At 68.3% G+C, this 19,969-nt stretch carries 18 protein-coding genes; 9 read left to right on the top strand and 9 right to left on the bottom strand.

Annotated features, from left to right (window positions below):
* The first annotated feature begins 207 nt into the window (after nucleotides 1-207).
* From tkt to ACZ3HL_RS34035, 7 genes are all read left to right on the top strand, one after another.
* Complete coding sequence (tkt, locus tag ACZ3HL_RS34065; RefSeq protein ID WP_465412356.1) at nucleotides 208-2,310, top strand: transketolase; 2,103 nt, start codon at nucleotides 208-210, stop codon at nucleotides 2,308-2,310.
* 10 nt (nucleotides 2,311-2,320) lie between these two features.
* A complete protein-coding gene (gene tal, locus ACZ3HL_RS34060; RefSeq protein WP_465535412.1) occupies nucleotides 2,321-3,433 on the top strand; it encodes a transaldolase in 1,113 nt (370 codons plus the stop codon).
* 8 nt (nucleotides 3,434-3,441) lie between these two features.
* Nucleotides 3,442-5,061 (top strand): glucose-6-phosphate isomerase, encoded by a 1,620-nt coding sequence (locus ACZ3HL_RS34055; RefSeq protein WP_465535411.1) that lies wholly within the window; start codon nucleotides 3,442-3,444, stop codon nucleotides 5,059-5,061.
* Complete coding sequence (gene zwf / locus ACZ3HL_RS34050; RefSeq protein WP_034311769.1) at nucleotides 5,058-6,587, top strand: glucose-6-phosphate dehydrogenase; 1,530 nt, start codon at nucleotides 5,058-5,060, stop codon at nucleotides 6,585-6,587. The genes ACZ3HL_RS34055 and zwf overlap by 4 nt, the downstream gene beginning before the upstream one ends.
* Nucleotides 6,584-7,585: a glucose-6-phosphate dehydrogenase assembly protein OpcA gene (gene opcA, locus ACZ3HL_RS34045; RefSeq protein WP_465412353.1), complete on the top strand. Its 1,002-nt coding sequence runs from the start codon at nucleotides 6,584-6,586 to the stop codon at nucleotides 7,583-7,585. Before zwf ends, opcA begins: the two co-directional genes overlap by 4 nt.
* The gene (pgl, locus tag ACZ3HL_RS34040; RefSeq protein WP_465535410.1) at nucleotides 7,582-8,337 is read left to right on the top strand and encodes a 6-phosphogluconolactonase; all 756 of its coding nucleotides are present in this window, start codon (nucleotides 7,582-7,584) and stop codon (nucleotides 8,335-8,337) included. Before opcA ends, pgl begins: the two co-directional genes overlap by 4 nt.
* Before the next feature lie 614 nt (nucleotides 8,338-8,951).
* Nucleotides 8,952-10,154 (top strand): sensor histidine kinase, encoded by a 1,203-nt coding sequence (locus ACZ3HL_RS34035; RefSeq protein WP_400943168.1) that lies wholly within the window; start codon nucleotides 8,952-8,954, stop codon nucleotides 10,152-10,154.
* Nucleotides 10,155-10,161: 7 nt separating this feature from the next.
* Here ACZ3HL_RS34035 and ACZ3HL_RS34030 read toward each other — a convergent pair whose 3' ends face one another.
* From ACZ3HL_RS34030 to ACZ3HL_RS33995, 8 genes are all read right to left on the bottom strand, one after another.
* Nucleotides 10,162-10,503 (bottom strand): RNA polymerase-binding protein RbpA, encoded by a 342-nt coding sequence (locus ACZ3HL_RS34030; protein ID WP_034311760.1) that lies wholly within the window; start codon nucleotides 10,501-10,503, stop codon nucleotides 10,162-10,164.
* A gap of 65 nt (nucleotides 10,504-10,568) precedes the next feature.
* On the bottom strand, nucleotides 10,569-10,799 hold the full coding sequence (gene secG / locus ACZ3HL_RS34025) for a preprotein translocase subunit SecG (protein WP_016333144.1): 231 nt from the start codon (nucleotides 10,797-10,799) through the stop codon (nucleotides 10,569-10,571).
* A 140-nt stretch (nucleotides 10,800-10,939) separates the two neighbouring features.
* Nucleotides 10,940-11,725 carry a triose-phosphate isomerase gene (gene tpiA / locus ACZ3HL_RS34020; protein WP_034311753.1) on the bottom strand — a complete coding sequence of 262 codons (786 nt, stop codon included), beginning with the start codon at nucleotides 11,723-11,725 and terminating at the stop codon, nucleotides 10,940-10,942.
* The gene (locus ACZ3HL_RS34015) at nucleotides 11,725-12,933 is read right to left on the bottom strand and encodes a phosphoglycerate kinase (protein WP_465535495.1); all 1,209 of its coding nucleotides are present in this window, start codon (nucleotides 12,931-12,933) and stop codon (nucleotides 11,725-11,727) included. The genes tpiA and ACZ3HL_RS34015 overlap by 1 nt, the downstream gene beginning before the upstream one ends.
* Before the next feature lie 9 nt (nucleotides 12,934-12,942).
* Complete coding sequence (gene gap / locus ACZ3HL_RS34010; protein WP_038515534.1) at nucleotides 12,943-13,947, bottom strand: type I glyceraldehyde-3-phosphate dehydrogenase; 1,005 nt, start codon at nucleotides 13,945-13,947, stop codon at nucleotides 12,943-12,945.
* A 178-nt stretch (nucleotides 13,948-14,125) separates the two neighbouring features.
* Nucleotides 14,126-15,313 carry a winged helix DNA-binding domain-containing protein gene (locus ACZ3HL_RS34005; protein WP_465535409.1) on the bottom strand — a complete coding sequence of 396 codons (1,188 nt, stop codon included), beginning with the start codon at nucleotides 15,311-15,313 and terminating at the stop codon, nucleotides 14,126-14,128.
* Between the two features lie 48 nt (nucleotides 15,314-15,361).
* Nucleotides 15,362-16,678, bottom strand: coding sequence for an acyltransferase family protein (locus tag ACZ3HL_RS34000; protein WP_465412350.1), 1,317 nt, complete (start codon nucleotides 16,676-16,678; stop codon nucleotides 15,362-15,364).
* Nucleotides 16,671-16,835, bottom strand: a complete 165-nt coding sequence (locus tag ACZ3HL_RS33995; protein ID WP_465412349.1) for a hypothetical protein — start codon at nucleotides 16,833-16,835, stop codon at nucleotides 16,671-16,673. Before ACZ3HL_RS33995 ends, ACZ3HL_RS34000 begins: the two co-directional genes overlap by 8 nt.
* Before the next feature lie 381 nt (nucleotides 16,836-17,216).
* On the opposite strand from ACZ3HL_RS33995, the gene ACZ3HL_RS33990 reads away from it, so the two are divergent.
* On the top strand, nucleotides 17,217-17,822 hold the full coding sequence (locus ACZ3HL_RS33990) for a hypothetical protein (RefSeq protein WP_465535408.1): 606 nt from the start codon (nucleotides 17,217-17,219) through the stop codon (nucleotides 17,820-17,822).
* 71 nt (nucleotides 17,823-17,893) lie between these two features.
* Nucleotides 17,894-19,123 carry a hypothetical protein gene (locus tag ACZ3HL_RS33985; RefSeq protein ID WP_465535407.1) on the top strand — a complete coding sequence of 410 codons (1,230 nt, stop codon included), beginning with the start codon at nucleotides 17,894-17,896 and terminating at the stop codon, nucleotides 19,121-19,123.
* 403 nt (nucleotides 19,124-19,526) lie between these two features.
* Here the strand turns inward: ACZ3HL_RS33985 and ACZ3HL_RS33980 are convergent, their stop codons facing one another.
* The gene (locus ACZ3HL_RS33980; protein WP_465535406.1) at nucleotides 19,527-19,949 is read right to left on the bottom strand and encodes a nitroreductase family deazaflavin-dependent oxidoreductase; all 423 of its coding nucleotides are present in this window, start codon (nucleotides 19,947-19,949) and stop codon (nucleotides 19,527-19,529) included.
* Nucleotides 19,950-19,969: the final 20 nt, after the last annotated feature.

Below are 19,969 nucleotides of genomic sequence, written 5' to 3'. Positions count from 1 at the left end.
TGTTAGACGTGCTGTTTCCAGAGGGTGATCGCGGGTCCTCGACCGGCCGAACCATTAGGCTGGCCGCGATAGCTCGCGGCGTACCTCTGCGAACGGCCCGGACCAGGAATATCGTCCCTTCCGGATCGATTGAGATTAGTAGCGGTACACGTGGGTTACCCACGAGGGAAGAGAAGCCACAACCTGATGACGGGGAGTTCGAGTTCAGTGTCCGAAACCGCCTCTACCAGCGAGAAGAACCCACTCCTCCGGCGCAACGTGCCCGCCGACTGGACCGAGAACGACACGCGGGCCGTCGACACCGTGCGGGTGCTCGCCGCGGACGCGGTCGAGAACTGCGGCAGCGGTCACCCCGGCACCGCGATGAGCCTGGCGCCGCTCGCGTACACGCTCTTCCAGCGGACGCTGCGTCATGACCCGGCGGACCCCGAGTGGCCCGCCCGTGACCGCTTCGTCCTCTCCGCCGGTCACTCGAGCCTCACCCTCTACATCCAGCTGTACCTCGCCGGGTTCGGCCTGGAGCTGGAAGACCTGAAGCAGCTGCGCAAGTGGGACTCGAAGACCCCTGGCCACCCGGAGTACCGGCACACCAAGGGCGTCGAGACCACCACCGGCCCGCTCGGACAGGGCCTGGCCAACGCGGTCGGCATGGCGATGGCGGCCCGCCGCGAGCGCGGCCTGCTGGACCCGGACGCCCCGCAGGGCGAGAGCATCTTCGACCACCACGTCTACGTGATCGCCTCCGACGGTGACATCGAAGAGGGCGTCACCGCCGAGGCCTCCTCGATCGCCGGCCGCCAGGAGCTGGGCAACCTGATCGTCTTCTGGGACGACAACGAGATCTCGATCGAGGACGACACCAAGATCGCGCTGTCCGAGGACGTCGTGAAGCGCTACGAGGCCTACGGGTGGCACACCCAGGTCGTCGAGGGTGGCGAAGACGTCGTCGCGATCGAAGAGGCCATCAAGGCCGCGAAGGCCGAGACCGAGCGCCCGTCGTTCATCGCGCTGAAGACCGTCATCGGGTACCCGGCGCCGAAGAAGATGGGCACCGGCAAGGCCCATGGCGCCGCTCTCGGTGCCGAAGAGGTCGCGGCGGTCAAGGAGATCCTCGGCTTCGACCCGGAGCAGAGCTTCCAGGTCGACGACGAGGTCATCGCGCACACCCGCCAGGCCGTCGACCGCGGCAAGACCGCCCGCGCCGAATGGCAGGAGAAGTTCGAGGCGTGGGGCGCCGCCAACCCGGAGCGCAAGAAGATCGCGGACCGGATGGCCACCCGCTCGCTGCCCGAGGGCTTCGCGGACAACCTGCCGACGTGGGAGCCGGACGCCAAGGGCATCGCGACCCGCAAGGCCTCCGGTGAGGTGCTCAACGCGCTCGCCGAGCCGCTTCCCGAGCTGTGGGGCGGTTCCGCGGACCTCGCGGAGAGCAACAACACCACCATGAAGGGGGCCGACTCGTTCGGCCCGGAGAAGGCTTCCACCGACATGTGGAAGACCAGCCCGTACGGCCGGACGCTGCACTTCGGCATCCGCGAGCACGCGATGGGCTCGATCCTCAACGGCATCGCGCTGCACGGCGGCACCCGCCCCTACGGCGCGACGTTCCTGATCTTCTCCGACTACATGCGCCCGCCCGTGCGGCTGGCCGCGCTGATGAAGGCGCCGGTCACCTACGTGTGGACGCACGACTCGATCGGCCTGGGCGAGGACGGCCCCACCCACCAGCCGATCGAGCAGCTCTCCTCGCTGCGCGCGATCCCCGGCCTCAACGTCGTCCGCCCGGCGGACGCCAACGAGACCGCGTACGCGTGGAAGGCCGTCCTGGAGGACGTCCACCACCCGTCGGGCCTCGCGCTGACCCGGCAGAACGTGCCGGTCCTGGAGGGCACCAGCGCCGAAGGCGTCAAGCGGGGCGGTTACGTCCTCGCCGAGGCGTCCAACGGCAGCCCCGAGGTCGTGCTGATCGCGACCGGCTCCGAGGTCCAGCTGGCCGTCGAGGCCCGCAAGACCCTCGAGGCCGACGGCATCCCGGCGAGCGTCGTCTCGATGCCGTGTGTCGAGTGGTTCGACGCGCAGGACCAGTCCTACAAGGACTCCGTCCTCCCGCCGTCGGTCAAGGCACGCGTCTCCGTGGAAGCCGGTATCGCCCAGTCGTGGCACCGCTTCACCGGTGACGCCGGGGAGAACGTCTCGATCGAGCACTTCGGTGCCTCGGCCGACGCCGCCACGCTGTTCCGTGAGTTCGGTTTCACCGCGGAGGCCGTCGTCGACGCCGCCCGTCGCTCGATCGCCAACACCAAGAACTGAGAGGACTCCAATGAGCAACGACAAGCTCGCGCAGCTGTCCGAGGCCGGGGTGTCGATCTGGCTGGACGACCTGTCCCGTGAGCGCCTGAACACCGGCAACCTCGCCGACCTGATCCGCGACAAGCACGTCGTGGGCGTCACGACCAACCCGACGATCTTCGCCAACGCGATGTCGAAGGGCGAGGCGTACGACGAGCAGACCAAGGAGCTCGCCGCGCGCGGCGCCGACGTCGAGGCCACCATCCGGGAGCTGACCACCACCGACGTGCGCAACGCCGCGGACCTGTTCCGCGACGTGTACACCGCCACGAACGGGGTCGACGGCCGGGTGTCCATCGAGGTGGACCCGCGGCTGGCCAAGGACTCCGACAAGACGGTGGCCGAGGCGCAGGACCTGTGGAAGACCGTGGACCGGCCGAACGTGCTGATCAAGATCCCGGCCACCGAAGAGGGTCTCCCGGCGATCACCAAGACCCTGGCCGAGGGCATCAGCGTCAACGTCACGCTGATCTTCTCGGTCGAGCGGTACCGGGCGGTCATCGAGGCTTACTTCGCCGGGCTGGAGCAGGCGAAGGCCAACGGCCACGACCTCAAGGGCATCCACTCGGTCGCGTCGTTCTTCGTGTCCCGTGTGGACGCCGAGATCGACAAGCGCCTGGACGCCATCGGCACCGACGCCGCCACCGCGCTGCGCGGTGAGGCCGCCATCGCCAACGCGCGGCTCGCGTACGCGGCGTTCGAAGAGCTGTTCGCTTCGGACCGCTGGAAGGCGCTCGCCGAGGCCGGCGCGAACGCACAGCGTCCGCTGTGGGCCTCCACCGGCGTGAAGGACCCGCAGTACTCCGACACCCGCTACGTGGACCAGCTCGTCGTCAAGGACACGGTCAACACGATGCCGGAGAAGACCCTCGAAGCCGCGGGCGACCACGCCGAGATCACCGGTGACACGGTGACCGGCAAGGGCCCCGACGCGCAGGTCGTCTTCGACAAGCTGCGTGTGGTCGGCATCGACATCGACGACGTGTTCCTCACCCTCGAGAACGAGGGCGTCGAGAAGTTCGAGAAGTCGTGGACCGAGCTTCTCGAGACCGTCACCGGGCAGCTGGAAAAGGCGAAGGACTGATCTGGACCATGGCAGGGGAAACGACCGGCGTCGAAATCGTCGACGCCGCCTTGGCCGGCGAAGCCGCTCCGTTCGCGGAGCGGCTCGTCGCCGACCAGGTCGCATCGAAACTGGCGTCCCAGGACGCCACACTGTGGGGTCCCGAAGCCGAGTCCGAAGCGTCGATCCGTCTCTCGTGGACGACGCTGCACAAGTCCTCGCGGCCGTTGATCGGCGAGATCGAGGCGCTGCGGACCGACCTGCGTTCCGAGGGCGTCGACCGCGTCGTCCTCGCGGGCATGGGCGGTTCGTCGCTGGCCCCCGAGGTCATCACCGCGACCGACGGCGTCGCGCTGACGGTCCTCGACACCACCGACCCGGGTCAGGTCGCCGACGCACTGGCCGGTGACCTGGAGCGCACGGTCATCGTCGTGTCGTCGAAGTCCGGCGGCACCGTCGAGACCGACAGCCACCGCCGGATCTTCGCGAAGGCCTTCGCCGACGCGGGCATCGACGCGGCCCGGCGGATCGTGGTCGTCACCGACCCCGGCTCGCCCTTCGCGGAACTGTCCGAAAAGGAGGGTTACCGCAAGGTCTTCCTCGCCGACCCGAACGTCGGCGGCCGCTATTCGGCGCTGACCGCGTTCGGGCTCGTCCCGGCCGGGCTCGCCGGCGCGGACGTCGCCCGCCTGCTCGACCAGGCCGCTTCGGTGGCCGACTCCCTCGCCGCCGACTCCGTGGACAACCCCGCGGTCAAGCTCGCGGCGGCGTGGGTCGCGGCGCACGAAAAGTGCGCCGAGAAGGTCGTCATCGGGGACACGGGTTCCGGTATCAAGGGCTTCGCCGACTGGGCGGAGCAGCTGATCGCCGAATCCACCGGCAAGCAGGGCACCGGTCTCCTGCCGGTCGCCGTAGAGGGTCCGGACTCCCCCGGGTTCGCGGACGCCAAGGCCGACGCCACCCCCGTGGCGGTCGGACCGGCGGAAGGCGCGGCGAAGATCTCCGTGACCGGCTCGCTCGGCGCGCAGTTCCTGCTGTGGGAGTTCGCCACCGCCCTCGCCGGACGGCTGCTCGGCATCAACCCGTTCGACCAGCCCGACGTCGAGGCCGCCAAGAAGGCCGCGCGGTCGCTGCTCGACAACCCGGACAAGCTGAAGGGCGGCGAGAAGCCGTCCACTGTGGACGGCGCGGTCGAGGTGTTCGGCTCGGAAGGCGTGACCACCGACGGAAAGCTCGCGGACATCCTGCGGGCTTTCTTCGATTCCGCCCCGGAAACCGGCTACATCGCGGTGCAGGCGTACCTCGACCGTCTCGACGACGCGTCGACGGCGGTCCTGCGCGGCGAGATCGCCAAGCGCACCGGACGGCAGACCACCTTCGGGTGGGGGCCGCGGTTCCTGCACTCGACCGGGCAGTACCACAAGGGCGGGCACCAGAACGGTGTCTTCCTGCAGATCACCGGCGCCGTCGAGGACGATCTCGACGTTCCGGACCGGCCGTACACGCTCGGCGTCCTGCAGCACGCGCAGGCGCTGGGTGACGGCCAGGTGCTCGCCGAGCACGGCCGTCCGGTGCTGCGCCTGCACCTCACCGACCGGGCCGCCGGCCTGGCCGGACTGGTCCGCGCGGTACAGGAGGCCGGCGAGTGACACGAGCCTGGAACAACCCGCTGCGCGACCCGCGCGACAAGCGGCTGCCGCGGATCGCCGGGCCGTCCAGCCTGGTGATCTTCGGCGTCACCGGTGACCTCGCCCGCAAGAAGCTGATGCCGGCGATCTACGACCTCGCCCACCGCGGCCTGCTGCCCGCCGGGTTCTCGCTGGTCGGGTTCGCCCGCCGGGACTGGGAGCACCAGGACTTCGGCGAGCTCGTGCACGACTCGGTCAAGGAGCACGCGCGGACGCCGTTCAAGGAGTCGGTGTGGAACCGGCTGGCCGAAGGGATCCGCTTCGTCCAGGGCACCTTCGACGACGACGACGCCTTCGACAGGCTCGCTCAGACGGTCAAGGACCTCGACGCCGAGCGGGGCACCGGTGGCAACACCGCGTTCTACCTGTCGATCCCGCCGAGCGCGTTCCCGGTGGTGACCAAGCAGCTCGCCCGCTCCGGCCTCGCCGAGGCGAGCGAGGACACCTGGCGCCGTGTCGTCATCGAGAAACCGTTCGGCCGCGATCTCAAGAGCGCCAAGGAGCTCAACGAGATCGTGAACGACGTCTTCCCCGAGGAGTCGGTGTTCCGCATCGACCACTACCTCGGCAAGGAGACGGTGCAGAACCTGCTGGCGCTGCGCTTCGCGAACCAGCTGTTCGAGCCGATCTGGAACGCCAACTACGTCGACCACGTGCAGATCACCATGGCCGAGGACATCGGTCTCGGCGGCCGCGCGGGGTACTACGACGGCATCGGCGCCGCACGCGACGTCATCCAGAACCACCTGCTGCAGCTCCTCGCGCTGACCGCGATGGAGGAGCCGGTCTCGTTCGCCCCGCGCGCGCTCCGCGCGGAGAAGGTCAAGGTGCTTTCGGCGACCAAGCCGCTGGCGCCGTTCGACGAGACCACCGCGCGCGGGCAGTACGCGGGCGGCTGGCAGGGCGGCATGAAGGTGCCGGGCCTGCTGCAGGAAGGCGGTTTCGCGAAGGACTCGATCACCGAGACCTACGCCGCGGTGACGCTGGAGGTGCAGAACCGCCGCTGGGCGGGCGTGCCGTTCTACCTGCGCACCGGCAAGCGGCTGGGCCGCCGGGTCACCGAGATCGCCGTGGTGTTCAAGCGGGCGCCGCATCTGCCGTTCGACTCGACCTCGACCGAGGAGCTGGGCCAGAACGCGCTGGTGATCCGGGTGCAGCCCGACGAGGGCATCACGCTGCGGTTCGGGTCGAAGGTGCCGGGGACCACGATGGAGGTCCGCGACGTCACCATGGACTTCGGTTACGGGCACGCGTTCACCGAGTCGTCCCCGGAGGCCTACGAACGGCTCATCCTGGACGTGCTGCTCGGCGAACCGTCGCTGTTCCCGGTGAACGAAGAGGTCGAACTGTCCTGGGAGATCCTGGACCCGATCCTCGACCACTGGGCGAAGAAGGGCGCGCCCGAGGCGTACCCGCCCGGTTCGTGGGGACCGCCGTCCGCGGACGAAATGCTGGAGCGTACCGGCCGGAACTGGAGGCGTCCGTGATCATCGACCTGCCGTCGACCACGACGTCGCAGCTGAACAAGAAACTCGTCGAGATCCGCGAACAGGGCGGGCAGGTGGCGCTCGGCCGGGTGCTGACGCTGGTCATAGTGGCCGACGACGACGACAAACTCGAAGAGGCGATCGAGGCCGCCAACGAGGCCAGCCGGGAACACCCCTCGCGGGTGATCGTGGTGGCCAAGGGCGCGCGGACCGCGGCGCCGCGGATCGACGGCCAGATCCGGGTCGGCGGCGACGCCGGCGCGAGCGAGGTCATCGTCCTGCGGCTCTACGGCCCGCTGGCCGCGCAGGGGCAGAGCGCGGTCGTGCCGCTGCTGCTGCCGGACGCGCCGATCGTCACCTGGTGGCCGGGCACCGGTCCGAAGGCTCCGGCCAAGGACCCGCTCGGCGAGCTGGCCCAGCGCCGGATCACCGACTCGGCGGCGGAAAAGGCGCCCATAAGGGCACTCACCACCCGGGCGAAGTCCTATGTGGAGGGTGACACCGACCTGGCGTGGACCCGGCTGACCCGGTGGCGCGCGCAGCTGGTGTCCGCTTTGGACCTTCCGCCGTACGAGAAGGTCACCGGCGCGACCGTGACCGGCGAGGCCGACTCGCCGTCGACCGAACTGCTCGCCGGCTGGCTGGCCGAGTACCTCAAGGTGCCGGTGAAGCGGGTCAAGAGCAGCGGTGCCGCGGGCATCATCTCGGTGACGCTGGACCGGCGCTCCGGCCCGGTGGAACTGCACCGGCCGGACGGACGGGTCGGCCGGCTGACCCAGCCGGGCCAGCCGGCGCGCCGGATCGCCCTGCAGCGGCGGGACAACAAGGACTGCCTGATCGAGGAGCTGCGGCGGCTCGACCCGGACGAGGTCTACGAGGCTTCGCTGAACGGGCTCGGCAAGATCTCGACAGGCACCGCGAAGCCCGCTCCGGCGAAGAAGGCTGCTCCGGCGGCGAAGAAGGCTCCGGCCGCCAAGACCGCGAAGAGCGCCTCATGAGCAAAACCGAGGTCGTCGTCTACGAGAACCCGGACCTCCTGGCCGCCGCCGCGGCGGCCAGGCTGGTCACCCGGATCGTCGACGTCCAGGCCGCCAAGGGCTCCGCTTCGGTGGTGCTCACCGGCGGTGGCACCGGGATCGCGATCCTGCGGGAGCTGCGTGACTCCAGTGCCCGGGACGCCATCGACTGGTCGCGGCTGGATGTCTACTGGGGCGACGAGCGCTTCGTCCCGGCTGATTCGGACGACCGCAACGAGAAGCAGGCCCGTGAGGCGCTGCTCGACCACGTCCCGCTCGACCCGAAGCGGGTGCACGCCATGGCACCCTCGGACGGCGAGTTCGGCGATGACGTGGACACCGCTGCCGCGGAGTACGCCGACGTGCTCGCCGCCAACGACGCGGCGTTCGACATCATGCTGCTGGGCCTCGGCGGGGAGGGGCACACCGCCTCGATCTTCCCCGACAGCCCGGCGGTGCACGAGAAGGAACGCACGGTCGTCGCGGTGCGGGACTGCCCCAAGCCGCCGCCCACCCGGATCTCGCTGACCCTGCCCGCGATCCGTCGCGCACAGGACATCTGGCTGGTCGCCGGCGGCGACGCCAAGGCCGACGCCGTCGCGCAGGCACTGGCCGGTGCGGGCGAGGTCGAAATCCCGGTCGCCGGGGCACGCGGCTCGCGTCGCACGCTCTGGCTGCTGGACCGAGGCTCCGCCTCGAAGCTCACGAAGGTCTACCAGACCCCGTCAGCCTGACCTTCCAAGTACATGAAGGCCCCCTTCCTTGCGTCTAGCGCAAGGAAGGGGGCCTTCATGTACTTCCGGCAAGGTGCCCCAACGCGTGCCTCGCGTGATCAGGGACGTAACTCGCGTGCTTGAAGGCGTAACTCGCGAGTTACGCCTTCAAGCACGCGAGTTACGTCTCCGAGCACGCGAGTCACGGGTTCGAGCACGCGCATCCGGGTCTGACACTCTCATGGCGGAAGTCCGTGAAGGCCTCCTTCCCTACCCTGAAGGTAGTGAAGGAGGCCTTCACGGAACTCGCGCGGCAGGGTCACCGCGCGACCACGAAACGTGACGTAGATCAACTTTCGGCGACACTCGCATCAGAGAGGACTTGTTCGCGCGTCGAAACGATCAACGGACCACCGAGCCCGGGTGGTCCGGTGTGGATTCGACCGACCGAACGTTCATGCACTTGTCCGCAGAACGGACAGTGATCGCCCAGTCGCTAGCCCGACTGGGGGAAACTTACCGCCCTTGTACATCCACCCGTTAGCATCCGCACATTTGTTCGTTCCTGCGCGTCCCGATCGGGCGAAGAACACGTCTCACCATCCAAGTCCACAAGACGAGTGAGGTCGCCAGCGATGAGCACAGAGGGTCTCTCGATGCCAGGTATCTCGGTGGGCGGCTCCGGAGCGGACGCCGCCGACCGGATGCGCCGTGCCGCCGGGGTCATGTCGTTCGCCAAGATCAAACGCCCGGCGCTGGTCGCGCTGGGCATCGACACACTCGCGATCTTCCTGGCCGCGCTCGACGTGTGGCTGGTGATCCCCGAGAAGGCCCAGCCGTACTCGATCTACCTGTCCGGCGCCGCGTGCCTCGGCCTCGCCTTCCGGCGCAAGCTGCCGTTCCTCGCGGTGATCGTCACCGTCCCGGGGTTCCTCGCCGGCTGGTCACAGCTGGCCGCGATGATCGCGCTCGGCTTCCTCGCCACCCGCAAACAGATGCACTGGCAGACCTGGACCGGGTTCGCGCTCGTCTTCACCTGCCGGTTCGTGCAGTGGCCGCTGGCCGACTTCGTCGAGCTCAGCTGGCGTGAACACGTCCTGGACGGCATCTACGGCGTCATCGTCGCCGGGATGCCGGTGGCCATCGGCCTGCTCATCGGGGCGCGGACCGAGATCTCGCAGAAGCTCTCCGAACTCGCCGCCAGCCGCGACCGCGAACGCCGCTTCCACGCCGACGCCGTCCGCGCGGAGGAACGTGCCCGCCTCGCGCGGGAGATGCACGACGTCGTCTCGCACCAGATCACGCTGATCGCGATGCAGGCCGGCGCGCTGCAGGCGCAGACCACCGACGCCCGCTCGCTCGAAACCGCGCAGGTCATCCGGAAGCTGAGCACCAAGACACTCGAAGAGCTGCGTTCACTCGTGAGCGTGCTCCGCTCGGGCTCCGAAGACGACGGGCCCCGGCCGGGGATCAACGAACTCGACCGGCTGATCCGCGGCTCCGACGTCCCGGTGCATCTGACCGTCGAGCGGATCCCCGACCTGCTGCCCAGCCAGGTTTCGGCGGCGGCCTACCGGACCGTGCAGGAATGCCTCACCAACGTGCACAAGCACGCGCCCGGCGCCACCGCGACCATCCGGATCCAGGGCGAGCACGGTTCGCTCAAGGTCGAAATACGCAACGAGCGCGCTCGGACTCCCGGTTCGGCCCTGCCCTCGGGAGGGCACGGGCTGACCGGGCTGGCCGAACGCGCTCGACTGCTGGGTGGGAGCTTCGAGACCGCCGACACCGAGGACGGCGGGTTCCGGGTGCGTGCCCGGTACCCGCTCGACCGGTGAGCGAAAGCTAGATCTCCCGGCGCTGGCGCAACCGCTCCAGCGCCTCGGCGAGAATGGCCTCGCCGTCGGCGTCGGAACGCCGTTCCTTCACGTACGCGAGGTGAGTCTTGTAAGGCTCGGTCCGCGGCGCGGCAGGAGGGTTCTTCTCGTCCTGCCCACCGGGGAGCCCGCAACGCGGGCAGTCCCACTCGTCGGGAATCTCCGCGTCCATCGAGAACGAGGGCTGTGCCTCATGCCCGTTGGCGCACCAGTAGGAAATGCGGCGCCTCGGCGCCGACTCACCCCGTTCCGATTCGCCCGAAGGACCGGCACCCACACGGGTGCCCCGAATCGCGTTACCGCCAACCATGAATCCTCACACCTATAGGGATCGGCGGCGCGCCCCCCATAGGCACGCCGAAACACCTGGATCGATCAGACCTTGAGCAGGAGCCCGAGGCCGATGATGCTGATCAGCCACACCGCGCCCAGCAGCAGCGTGATCCGGTCGAGGTTCTTCTCGGCCACGCTCGAGCCGGAGAGGCTCGACTGCATACCGCCACCGAACAGCGAAGACAGACCGCCACCACGGCCGCGGTGCAGCAACACGGCGACCACCAGCAGCACGCTGGAGGCGATCAACAGGATTTGCAGGAACAGCTTCATGTCATCCTCTGCGCTCTTGGAGAATGCAGGAAAACGGTGTGCCACCAGCGGCTCTTGGCCGCCAGAACACACCGTACTCCTGGACTCGTCCACTGCTGTGTGACGGACCGGATACCCAGGTTACCCGGTAGGTGCCCCGATCAGGGCAGGGGCCCGCCCGCGGCGAGTGCGCAGAGTTTGGTGAACTCGTCACCATCCAGGCTGGCACCACCGACGAGCGCACCATCGATGTTCTCGCAGGCGACGAGGTCACTGATGTTGTTGGCCTTGGCCGAGCCGCCGTAGAGCACGCGGACCGAGGACGCGACCTCGGCACCGTACTTCTCCGCGAGGGTGGCGCGGATGGCTCCGCACACCTCCTCGGCGTCCTGCGGGGTCGCGACCTTGCCGGTCCCGATGGCCCAGACCGGCTCGTAGGCGACGACGACGTCCTTGACCTGCTCGGCCTTGAGCCCCTTGAGGCCCTCGACCAGCTGGGTCGTGGTGTGGGCGATGTGCTCGCCGGCCTCGCGGACCTCGAGCTTCTCCCCCACGCACAGGATCGGCGTGATGCCGTGCTTGAGCGCGGCCTTGACCTTCTTGTTCACCAGTTCGTCGGATTCGCCGTGGTACTCACGCCGCTCCGAGTGCCCGACGGTGACGAAGCTGCAGCCCAGCTTCGCCAGCATCGGACCCGACACGTCACCGGTGTAGGCACCGGAGTCGTGCGGCGACAGGTCCTGGGCGCCGTAGGTGAGCGACAGCTTGTCGCCGTCGGTCAGCGTCTGGACGCTGCGGATGTCGGTGAACGGCGGCAGGACCGCGACGTCGACCTTCGCGTAGTACTTCTCCGGCAGGGCGAAGGCGATCTTCTGAACCAGCGCGATGGCTTCGAGGTGGTTCTGGTTCATCTTCCAGTTGCCGGCGATGAGCGGTTTGCGCGCCACTAGTCGTTCTCTCCCAGCACAGCGACTCCGGGCAGTTCCTTGCCCTCCAGGTACTCCAGCGACGCGCCGCCGCCGGTCGAGATGTGCGAGAAGCCGTCCTCCGGCAGGCCGAGCTGCCGCACGGCCGCGGCGGAGTCTCCCCCGCCGACCACGGTGAAGGCGTCGCTCTTGACCAGCGCTTCGGCGACGGCACGGGTGCCGCCGGCGAAGGACTCGAACTCGAACACGCCCATCGGGCCGTTCCAGAACACGGTCGCCGCGTCGGCCAGCTTGCCCGCGAACAGTTCGCGCGACTTCGGGCCGATGTCGAGACCCATGCGGTCGGCCGGGATGGCCTTCGCGTCGACGACGTCGAACTCCGCGTCCGCGGCGAAGCCCGTCGCGGCGAGGACGTCCACCGGCAGGATCAGCTCGACGCCACGCTTCTCGGCCTCGGCGAGGAAACCGCGGACCTGCTCCAGCTGGTCCTCCTGCAGCAGCGAGTTCCCGACCTCGTGGCCCTGGGCCTTGAGGAAGGTGTACGCCATGCCGCCGCCGATGAGGAGCCTGTCGACCTTGGTCAGCAGGTTCGCGATGACACCCAGCTTGTCCGACACCTTGGCGCCGCCGAGGACGACGACATACGGCCGCGCGAGGTCCTCGGTGAGCTTCTTGAGGACGTCGACCTCCGCGAGCACGAGGCCGCCCGCGTAGGCGGGAAGCGCGCGAGCGATCTCGTAGACCGAGGCCTGCTTGCGGTGCACGACACCGAAACCGTCGGAGACGAACGCGCCGCCAGGGACGAGCGCGGCCAGCTCGGCGGCCAGTTCCTGACGCTCGGCCTCGACCTTGCTGGTCTCGCGCGCGTCGAAACGCACGTTCTCCAGCAGGGCCACCTGGCCGTCGGTCAGGCCCGCGACGGTGGCCTTGGCGGACTCGCCGACCAGGTCACCGGCCAGCGGGACGTCGATGCCGAGCAGCTCGGTGAGCTTCGCGGCGACGGGCGCGAGCGAGAACTTCGGGTCCGGCTCGCCCTTGGGACGGCCGAGGTGCGCCGTGACGACCACCTTCGCGCCCGCCTCGGCGAGGCGCTTGAGGGTCGGCAGGGCCGCGCGGACGCGGCCGTCGTCGGTGATGGTCTCCCCGTCGAGCGGGACGTTCAGGTCGGAACGTACGAGTACGTACCGGCCTGAGACGTCCTCGCCCAGCAGGTCTTCGAGGTTCTTCAGCGCCATGGGTCAGGAGAGCTTGGTGCCGACGAGCTTGACGAGGTCGGCGAGGCGGTTGGAGTAGCCCCACTCGTTGTCGTACCAGCCGACGACCTTGACCTGGTTGCCGATGACCTTGGTCAGCGGCGCGTCGTAGATGCAGGACGCCGGGTCGGTGACGATGTCGGCCGAAACGATCGGGTCGTCGCTGTAGCGCAGGATGCCGGCCAGGGGGCCCTCGGCGGCGGCCTTGTACGCGGCGTTGATCTCTTCGAGGGTCGCGCTCTTGGTCAGCGTGACGGTGAGGTCGGTGGCCGAACCGGTCGGGACCGGGACGCGGACCGCGTAGCCGTCGAGCTTGCCGTTGAGCTCCGGCAGGACCAGGCCGATGGCCTTGGCGGCACCGGTCGAGGTCGGGACCATCGACAGCGCGGCGGCGCGGGCACGGCGCAGGTCCTTGTGCGGCGCGTCCTGCAGGTTCTGGTCCTGCGTGTACGCGTGGATCGTGGTCATCAGGCCCTGCTCGATGCCGAAGGCGTCGTTGAGGACCTTGGCCAGCGGGCCGAGGCAGTTGGTGGTGCAGGACGCGTTCGAGATGATCGTCTGCGAACCGTCGTACTTGTCGTCGTTGACGCCCAGGACCACGGTCAGGTCCTCGCCCTTGGCGGGCGCGGAGATGATGACCTTCTTGGCGCCACCGGCGATGTGCGCCTTGGCGGCGTCACCGTTGGTGAAGAAACCGGTCGATTCGACGACGACGTCCACGCCGAGGTCGCCCCAGGGCAGGTTGGCCGGGTCGCGCTCCGCGAGGGCCTTGATCGTCTTGCCGTCGACGACGATGCCCTCGTCGCTGACGCTGACCTCGCCCGGGAAACGGCCGAGGATGGAGTCGTACTTGAGCAGGTGGGCCATGGTGGCGACGTCGCCGAGGTCGTTGAACGCGACCACCTCGATGTCGTGACCGGCGGCCTGCACGGCCCGGAAGAAGTTGCGGCCGATGCGGCCGAAGCCGTTGACACCTACGCGAACCGTCACTGCTGCCACTCCCTTGAGACTCGTCCGGGATCGCCCCGGTAAGACGTCCTTTACTCGGGCGCAACCCTAGCGTGCGTGCTCGGGCGACCCTCTTTGCCCTGACGAGACTTCCACCACTCGGTGGGTCAGGTCAAGAATCGATTAAGACCATCGCTACCAGGCCGTCTTGGGGAAACTCTCAGCTTCCCTGTGCTAGCCGTCGCTCCAGCGGTGTCCGCATCCGTGGCGTGACTCGCACCTCTCCGAACCACTCGGCCAGGTGGTTCGCCTCCGCTTCGACGGCCCGCTCGACGTCCGCGCCGACGTCCTCCAGGAAGTGATGGACGATCTCGCCGTCCGGGCGCTGCGCCCAGCCGCCGACGATGCGGCCGCCCGCCCAGACGGTGGGCCCGATGTTCCCGGTGCCGTCGAACAGCGGCGCCTTGTGCGGGCCGAGGTACCAGTCCCGCTCGATCCAGCCCATCGACGTCGGATCGAGCGACGGGAGCAGCGCGACCCAGGGCCCGGGCTCCGCGATCGGCTCCAGATCGTCGGCGAGCACCACGCCGGGAACACCGTCGAGGTCGACCTCGACCGGTTGAATCTCCGCGAGTGCCTTCTTCGTCTGGCCCGCCGTCCAGCCTGTCCACCAGCGGAGGTCGGCGATCGGGGCCGGGCCGTAGGCGTAGAGCCACCTTCGGGCGAGCTCGACGCGGGCGGCGTCGGCATCCCATTCGGCGAGGCCCCGCGGCAGCCAGCCCGCCATCGGCGCCCAGTGGTACTGGCTGCTGATCCAGCTGCCGCGCGGGCGGCCGCGCACGATACGGCCGTCGACCGCGAGCTGGAACAGGACCCGGCTGGTGACGTTGGCGATCGCCTCGTACGGCTTGCCCTTCGCCATCAGCAGCTGCTGTTTGAGCCGCGGCTCGTCCTCGGACAGCTGTTGCGCCGTCGCCGCTCCCCTGGCCTTCAGCGCACGCTCGGTCGCGTCCTCGACCTCGGCGAGCCAGCGCTCCGGCTCAGACACGTTCTCCGGGTGCCCCTGCGTGCCGAGGTGCTGTTCGAGCAGGCGACGCTGTTTCTTGGCGATGTCGGCGGAACAGGCGGCCTGCACGAGCGCCGCGTTCTCGTGTCCGAGGACGAAGACCGTGCGGCGCATGCCGAGCATCCGGATCAGCGTTCGTTCTTCGTAGAGCGCGTTTTCCAGCTCGGCGACGCCGTCGCCCTTCACCCGCGCCCACGCCGACAGGTGCACCGACGCCGGGTCCGTGGCGTGCAGCGCGACGACCGCGTCCGCGGCGGCGTGCACCGACTCGGCGGGCGTGGCGAGGCGATGCCGCGTCGCGAGGCGGGCGCGGCGCTGCGCGGTGTCGATCTTGGGGGTCACGGATCGGTTCTACCACCGGGGTCCGACAAAACCCCGGTTCGGAGCTGCTCAGTTCCGGCGCTCCCGGCCGTGGGCCACTCGCGGCACCGGTGCCCCTGGCCGCGGCTCGAAGCGAGCGACCTGCGGATGCCGTGCCCGCGGGTGCGGCGGCCGCGCGGGAGCGACGGCGGGAATCACCTGGGTGATCTCGGTGTCCGGATGCGGCGGCGCGGGAGCGACAGCAGGAATCACCTGGGTGATCTCGGCGTCCGGGTGCGGCGCGGGTCTTCCGTTGCCGGACCGGGGTTCGTCCGGCGCCCGGAGGTAGACGCGCAGCTTCTGGGTCGGCCGTTCGATCAGCCGCCAGGACACCAGCCCGCAGACGTAGGCGGTGGGCACCGCGAGCACGATCAGCAGGTACGAATCGCGCACCCCGGCGAGGGTGTACAGCTGCTGCACCGGCATGCCCCACACGTACATCCCGTAACTGGGATAGACCCACTGGTCGTAGCCCTCCAGCCGGCGCGGCCAGTGGTACGCCCAGGTGATCGCGCCGTAGCCCGCAGCGATGGGCAGGATGAAACGCGTCGCGGGTTCGATGGGCGGGGTGAAGTTCGCGACGAGGTAGAGCGCCACCAGCGCGTACGCGACGGCCGGGCGCAACGGGATCAGGTCCCGGTAGCTGTGCAGCAGCATGCCGAGGACGAACGCCACCAGGAACGCCACCATCGAGCCCAGCGGCACGCTGAACAACGAGCCCGCGTCGCCATGAAAACCCACCGAGGCCCCGATCATCCCGTCGGCCACCATGAACGCCAGCAGCAACGGGACCAGGACGATCCGGCCGCGCGCGAGGCCGCCCACCAGGCCGATGACGAGCACGATCAGATATCCGGTGGTCTCCATCGGGAGCGTCCAGATCGAACCGTTCGCGGAGTACGGGTACGGGTTCTCGGTGAACACGCCCGGGAGCAGATGCTGCAACGGGTACAGCATCGCGTTGTGCACGACGTAGCCCCAGGTGTCGTGATTCCCCCAGTACTCGCGCGGGCTGAGCACCGTGACCAGTGGCCCGATCACGAACGCGGTCACCATGACCACGAACAGCAGCGGCGGCCAGATCCGCAGCACCCGCTTGAGCAGGTAACGCCACCACGAGGAGTCCCGCCGCCAGCTGTCCGCGATCTGGTAGCCGCTCATGGCGAAGAACCCCATGAGCGCGAAGTACCCCAGCGAGATGTTCCAGCTCGCCGGCAGGCTGGTGATCCGGGTCGGTTCGATGATCGGGAAGCAGTGCTCGAAGACGACCAGAATCGCCCCGAACATCCGCAGCCACGCGAACCCGGTGTCCGGTTTCGCGTAGGTCTTCGCGCCGGGGCTACTCATGGACCACCGGCGCGAGCCGGACGCGAACCAGGCTCGTCGGATCGTCGCGTTCGAGGGCTCCGGAACAGGTGCTCACGTCGGACCGGCCGACGTCGGACGGCAGTCCCTGGTCGCCGGTCCATCCGATCAACCGATGCGCCTCTCCCGAACCCGCCATGCGCGGGAGGTTACCGGTGACTTGCCGGGGCCGTACGGGATACCGATACTTCTGGTGGGAAAAGTACCGACGCTGACCATCGCTGAACACCCAGAGCACAGAAGGAGCAACCCACAGTGACCGAGCCCGATCGTTCACGCTGGGAACGCAACCTGGGGCTCGTGGTGATCCTGGTGCTGGTGCTCGTCCTGGAGACCGCGGTGATCGGCTACCTCGTCACCTCGAACTGAACGACAGCCGTCCGGGCTGTCAGGCGTTCACCGGACTCCCACGGCTCTTCGAACCCGTTACTTTCGATTCCGTCAACGGACCGGGCCCCGAATTCCTGTGCGCGATCGCGCCGGGTACCGCTGTCCACTGGTTGAAAGAGTGGGGAAATCCATGTCCAAATTCGGAAGAATCATCACCTCCTCCGCCGCGACCGCGGTAATGGCGGGAACGGCGATGTTCGGCCTGCTCGCCGCGCCCGCCCAGGCCGCGGAAACGGCGACGTCGAGCGAGATCGGAATCGCTTCGTCCGACGACGGTGCCTGCAAGACGAAGAAGACGGTCGGAAACGCGAAGAACAAGGGAGACGTTTTCCACTCCTACGCCAAGACCTCCGTTTTCAAGCACAACCACGTCGGCATCTACTACACGACGAAGACGATCGTGGAAGCACCCGGCAAGGGCGAGAAGAGCAAGTCCGTCACGGCGTCCACGCTGAAAAAGTGCGGCCCCATCTACAAGATGTCCGTCAAGGCCAAGCAGTCCAGCCGCGACAAGGCGGCCAACCACGCCTACAACAAGTTCCGCGGCCTGGGCTACGACACGGACTTCGCGAACAACAAGTACAACGACAACGGGAAGCTGAACTGCTCCGAGCTGGTGTGGAAGGCCTACAAGGATTCCGTCGACATCGACCTGGACAGCAACGGCGGGCTGGGCGTCTACCCCGACAACATCAAGGATGACGGCAGCACCGACGTCTACGAGACCATCAAGTAACGACATCCGATGGGCGGTGCGGCCTGCCGGGCGCGGGCCGCACCATCCACCGTCCGAAAGGACTCGCCCCGGTGCGCCTTCCCCGACTCGCCGCGCTCGCCGCCTGCGCACTCCTGGCCGTGACGGCCTGCAGTTCGCCGGACGGCGGAGCAGAGGCGGACATCGCCGATCCCGCCGTGGTGAAGCTCGGCGAAACCGTCGTCGCGTTCTACCTCAGCCCGGACACCTCCGCCGACAACCCGGCGGAAAAGCGGCAGCCCGCCTATCTGGTCCTGGTGCGGGCGGACGGCGGCACACGGCTGATCGAGACCAGCGGCATGACCGAATCGCATATCGCGTGGTCGGAGACCGGGCTGTTCTTCAGCGACGACACCCGCGACTACATCCTCGGCAAGGACGGTCTGGTCAGCTTCGAAAACAAGAAGGCAGGGCATCAGCAGTCGGCTTTCGCGCTGCCCGGCGACAAGGGTTTCGTCTCGGTCTACAACGAAGGCTTTTCCGAATCCGGGTACACCAACCAGGTGGCCGTCTCCACTTCGACCGGTTCACAGCTCTACCGGGTCGAAGGAAACTACTTCATGAACGCGTTGTGCGGCGATGTCCTGAATGGAATCGCCACCGATGCTGGAGCTCATTCCGCCGCTTCGGCCGATATTCCCGGTATGCGCTCGAAGGTCGATCCCAGTGCGCAGCCGGAACTGCTTTCCCAGCTGTACCCGGCGACCGGAGGAAAGGAAAAGGTCCTCGCCTGGCGAGGAGTCTTCGACGCTGGAGACCACAACCGTCACGTGCCCTGTCACGACGGTGTCATCACGTTCCTTTCCGATTACACCGACGCCGACGGCAAACCCCGGACGACCGTCGTTTCGTGGAACACCGGCAACGGCGAGTACACCGAACAGCCCCTCGTGGACGCCGAGGGACGCCCCATCACCGAGAAACTGGTCGCCCCCGAGACGTTCTCCCAGAAGACGTACGACGCCAAGGCCGTGCGGGAAGGCCATCTCGAATGGCTCGCCGCCGACGGCCGGATCATGAGCACCGGAATCGCCTCCGGGGTCACCGTGCCACGGTTCGGCACCGGGTTCACCTCGGACAGCGATTCGTCCAGCCAGGCGAGCTTCACGGACCGGTCGATCACCCTGATCCAGGAGAGGTTCGACGGCGAGACCCCCGTCAAGATCAAGCGGTTCGACCGCGCCACCGGGACCCTGATCACCGAAATCACCGTGCCCGGGATCGCGGAACGGTTCGGCATCCGGTTCAACCTGCGCGGTATGGCCGTTCCTCCGACCTCGTGATCCGGTCTCGGTCCGTGAAGGCCTCCTTGAGAGACCCAGAGTCCCTCAAGGAGGCCTTCACGGACTCGCGCCGGCCCACCACTGGCACCGAGTGGCGAGCCTCGTGAGTGGTTAGGACGGTTAGAACCGCCCTAACCACTCACGAGACCAGACCCGCTCGGTACCGGGGTTCGGCTGGGTGGCGGGCTTGACTGGGTTGCGAAAGCCACTTTCGCAACCTTCAACGTTGCGAAAGTGGCTTTCGCAACGTTGGCCGGGTCCGGCCCCGGCACCGTCCTGGTGAGCATGTCGCGAAAGCCACTTTCGAGACGTCTGATGTCCCGAAGTGGCTTTCGCGACACCGGCTCCGGACGGAAGCCAGTAGGTACCCGGCCAGAACCGCCCTCACCACTCACGAGGCGCGCTAGACCCGCTCCAGCTCGAAGACCGGGATGACCCGGCTGGTCTTGGCCTGGTAGTCGGCGAACTGCGGCTGGACGGCGGACTGCCTGGCGTAGACCTCGTCGCGTTCGGCACCGGCGAGCACCCGCGCGCGGACCGGGAAGGTCTCGGTGCCGAGTTCGACCTTGGTGTCCGGGTTGGCCACCAGGTTGTGGAACCACGCCGGGTTGTCGTCGGCGCCGCCCTTGCTCGCGAAGATGTAGATCCGGTCGCCTTCGAGAAGCGGGACGAGCGGCGCGATGCGCTGCGTGCCGGACTTCGCGCCGGTGTGGTGGACGAGGACCAGCGGGTACCCCTCGAACATGCCGCCCGCCTTGCCGCCGGTCTCGCGGAACTCGGCGATCACGGTGCGATTGATCTGGTCGAAGTCGAACGTGTCAGTCATGACCTCGATCGTATGACGCG

The sequence above is a fragment of the Amycolatopsis sp. NPDC000009 genome, assembly GCF_055563465.1.
The sequence above is the reverse complement of the archived record's forward strand: the minus strand, read 5'-3'. Positions and strand labels throughout refer to the sequence as shown.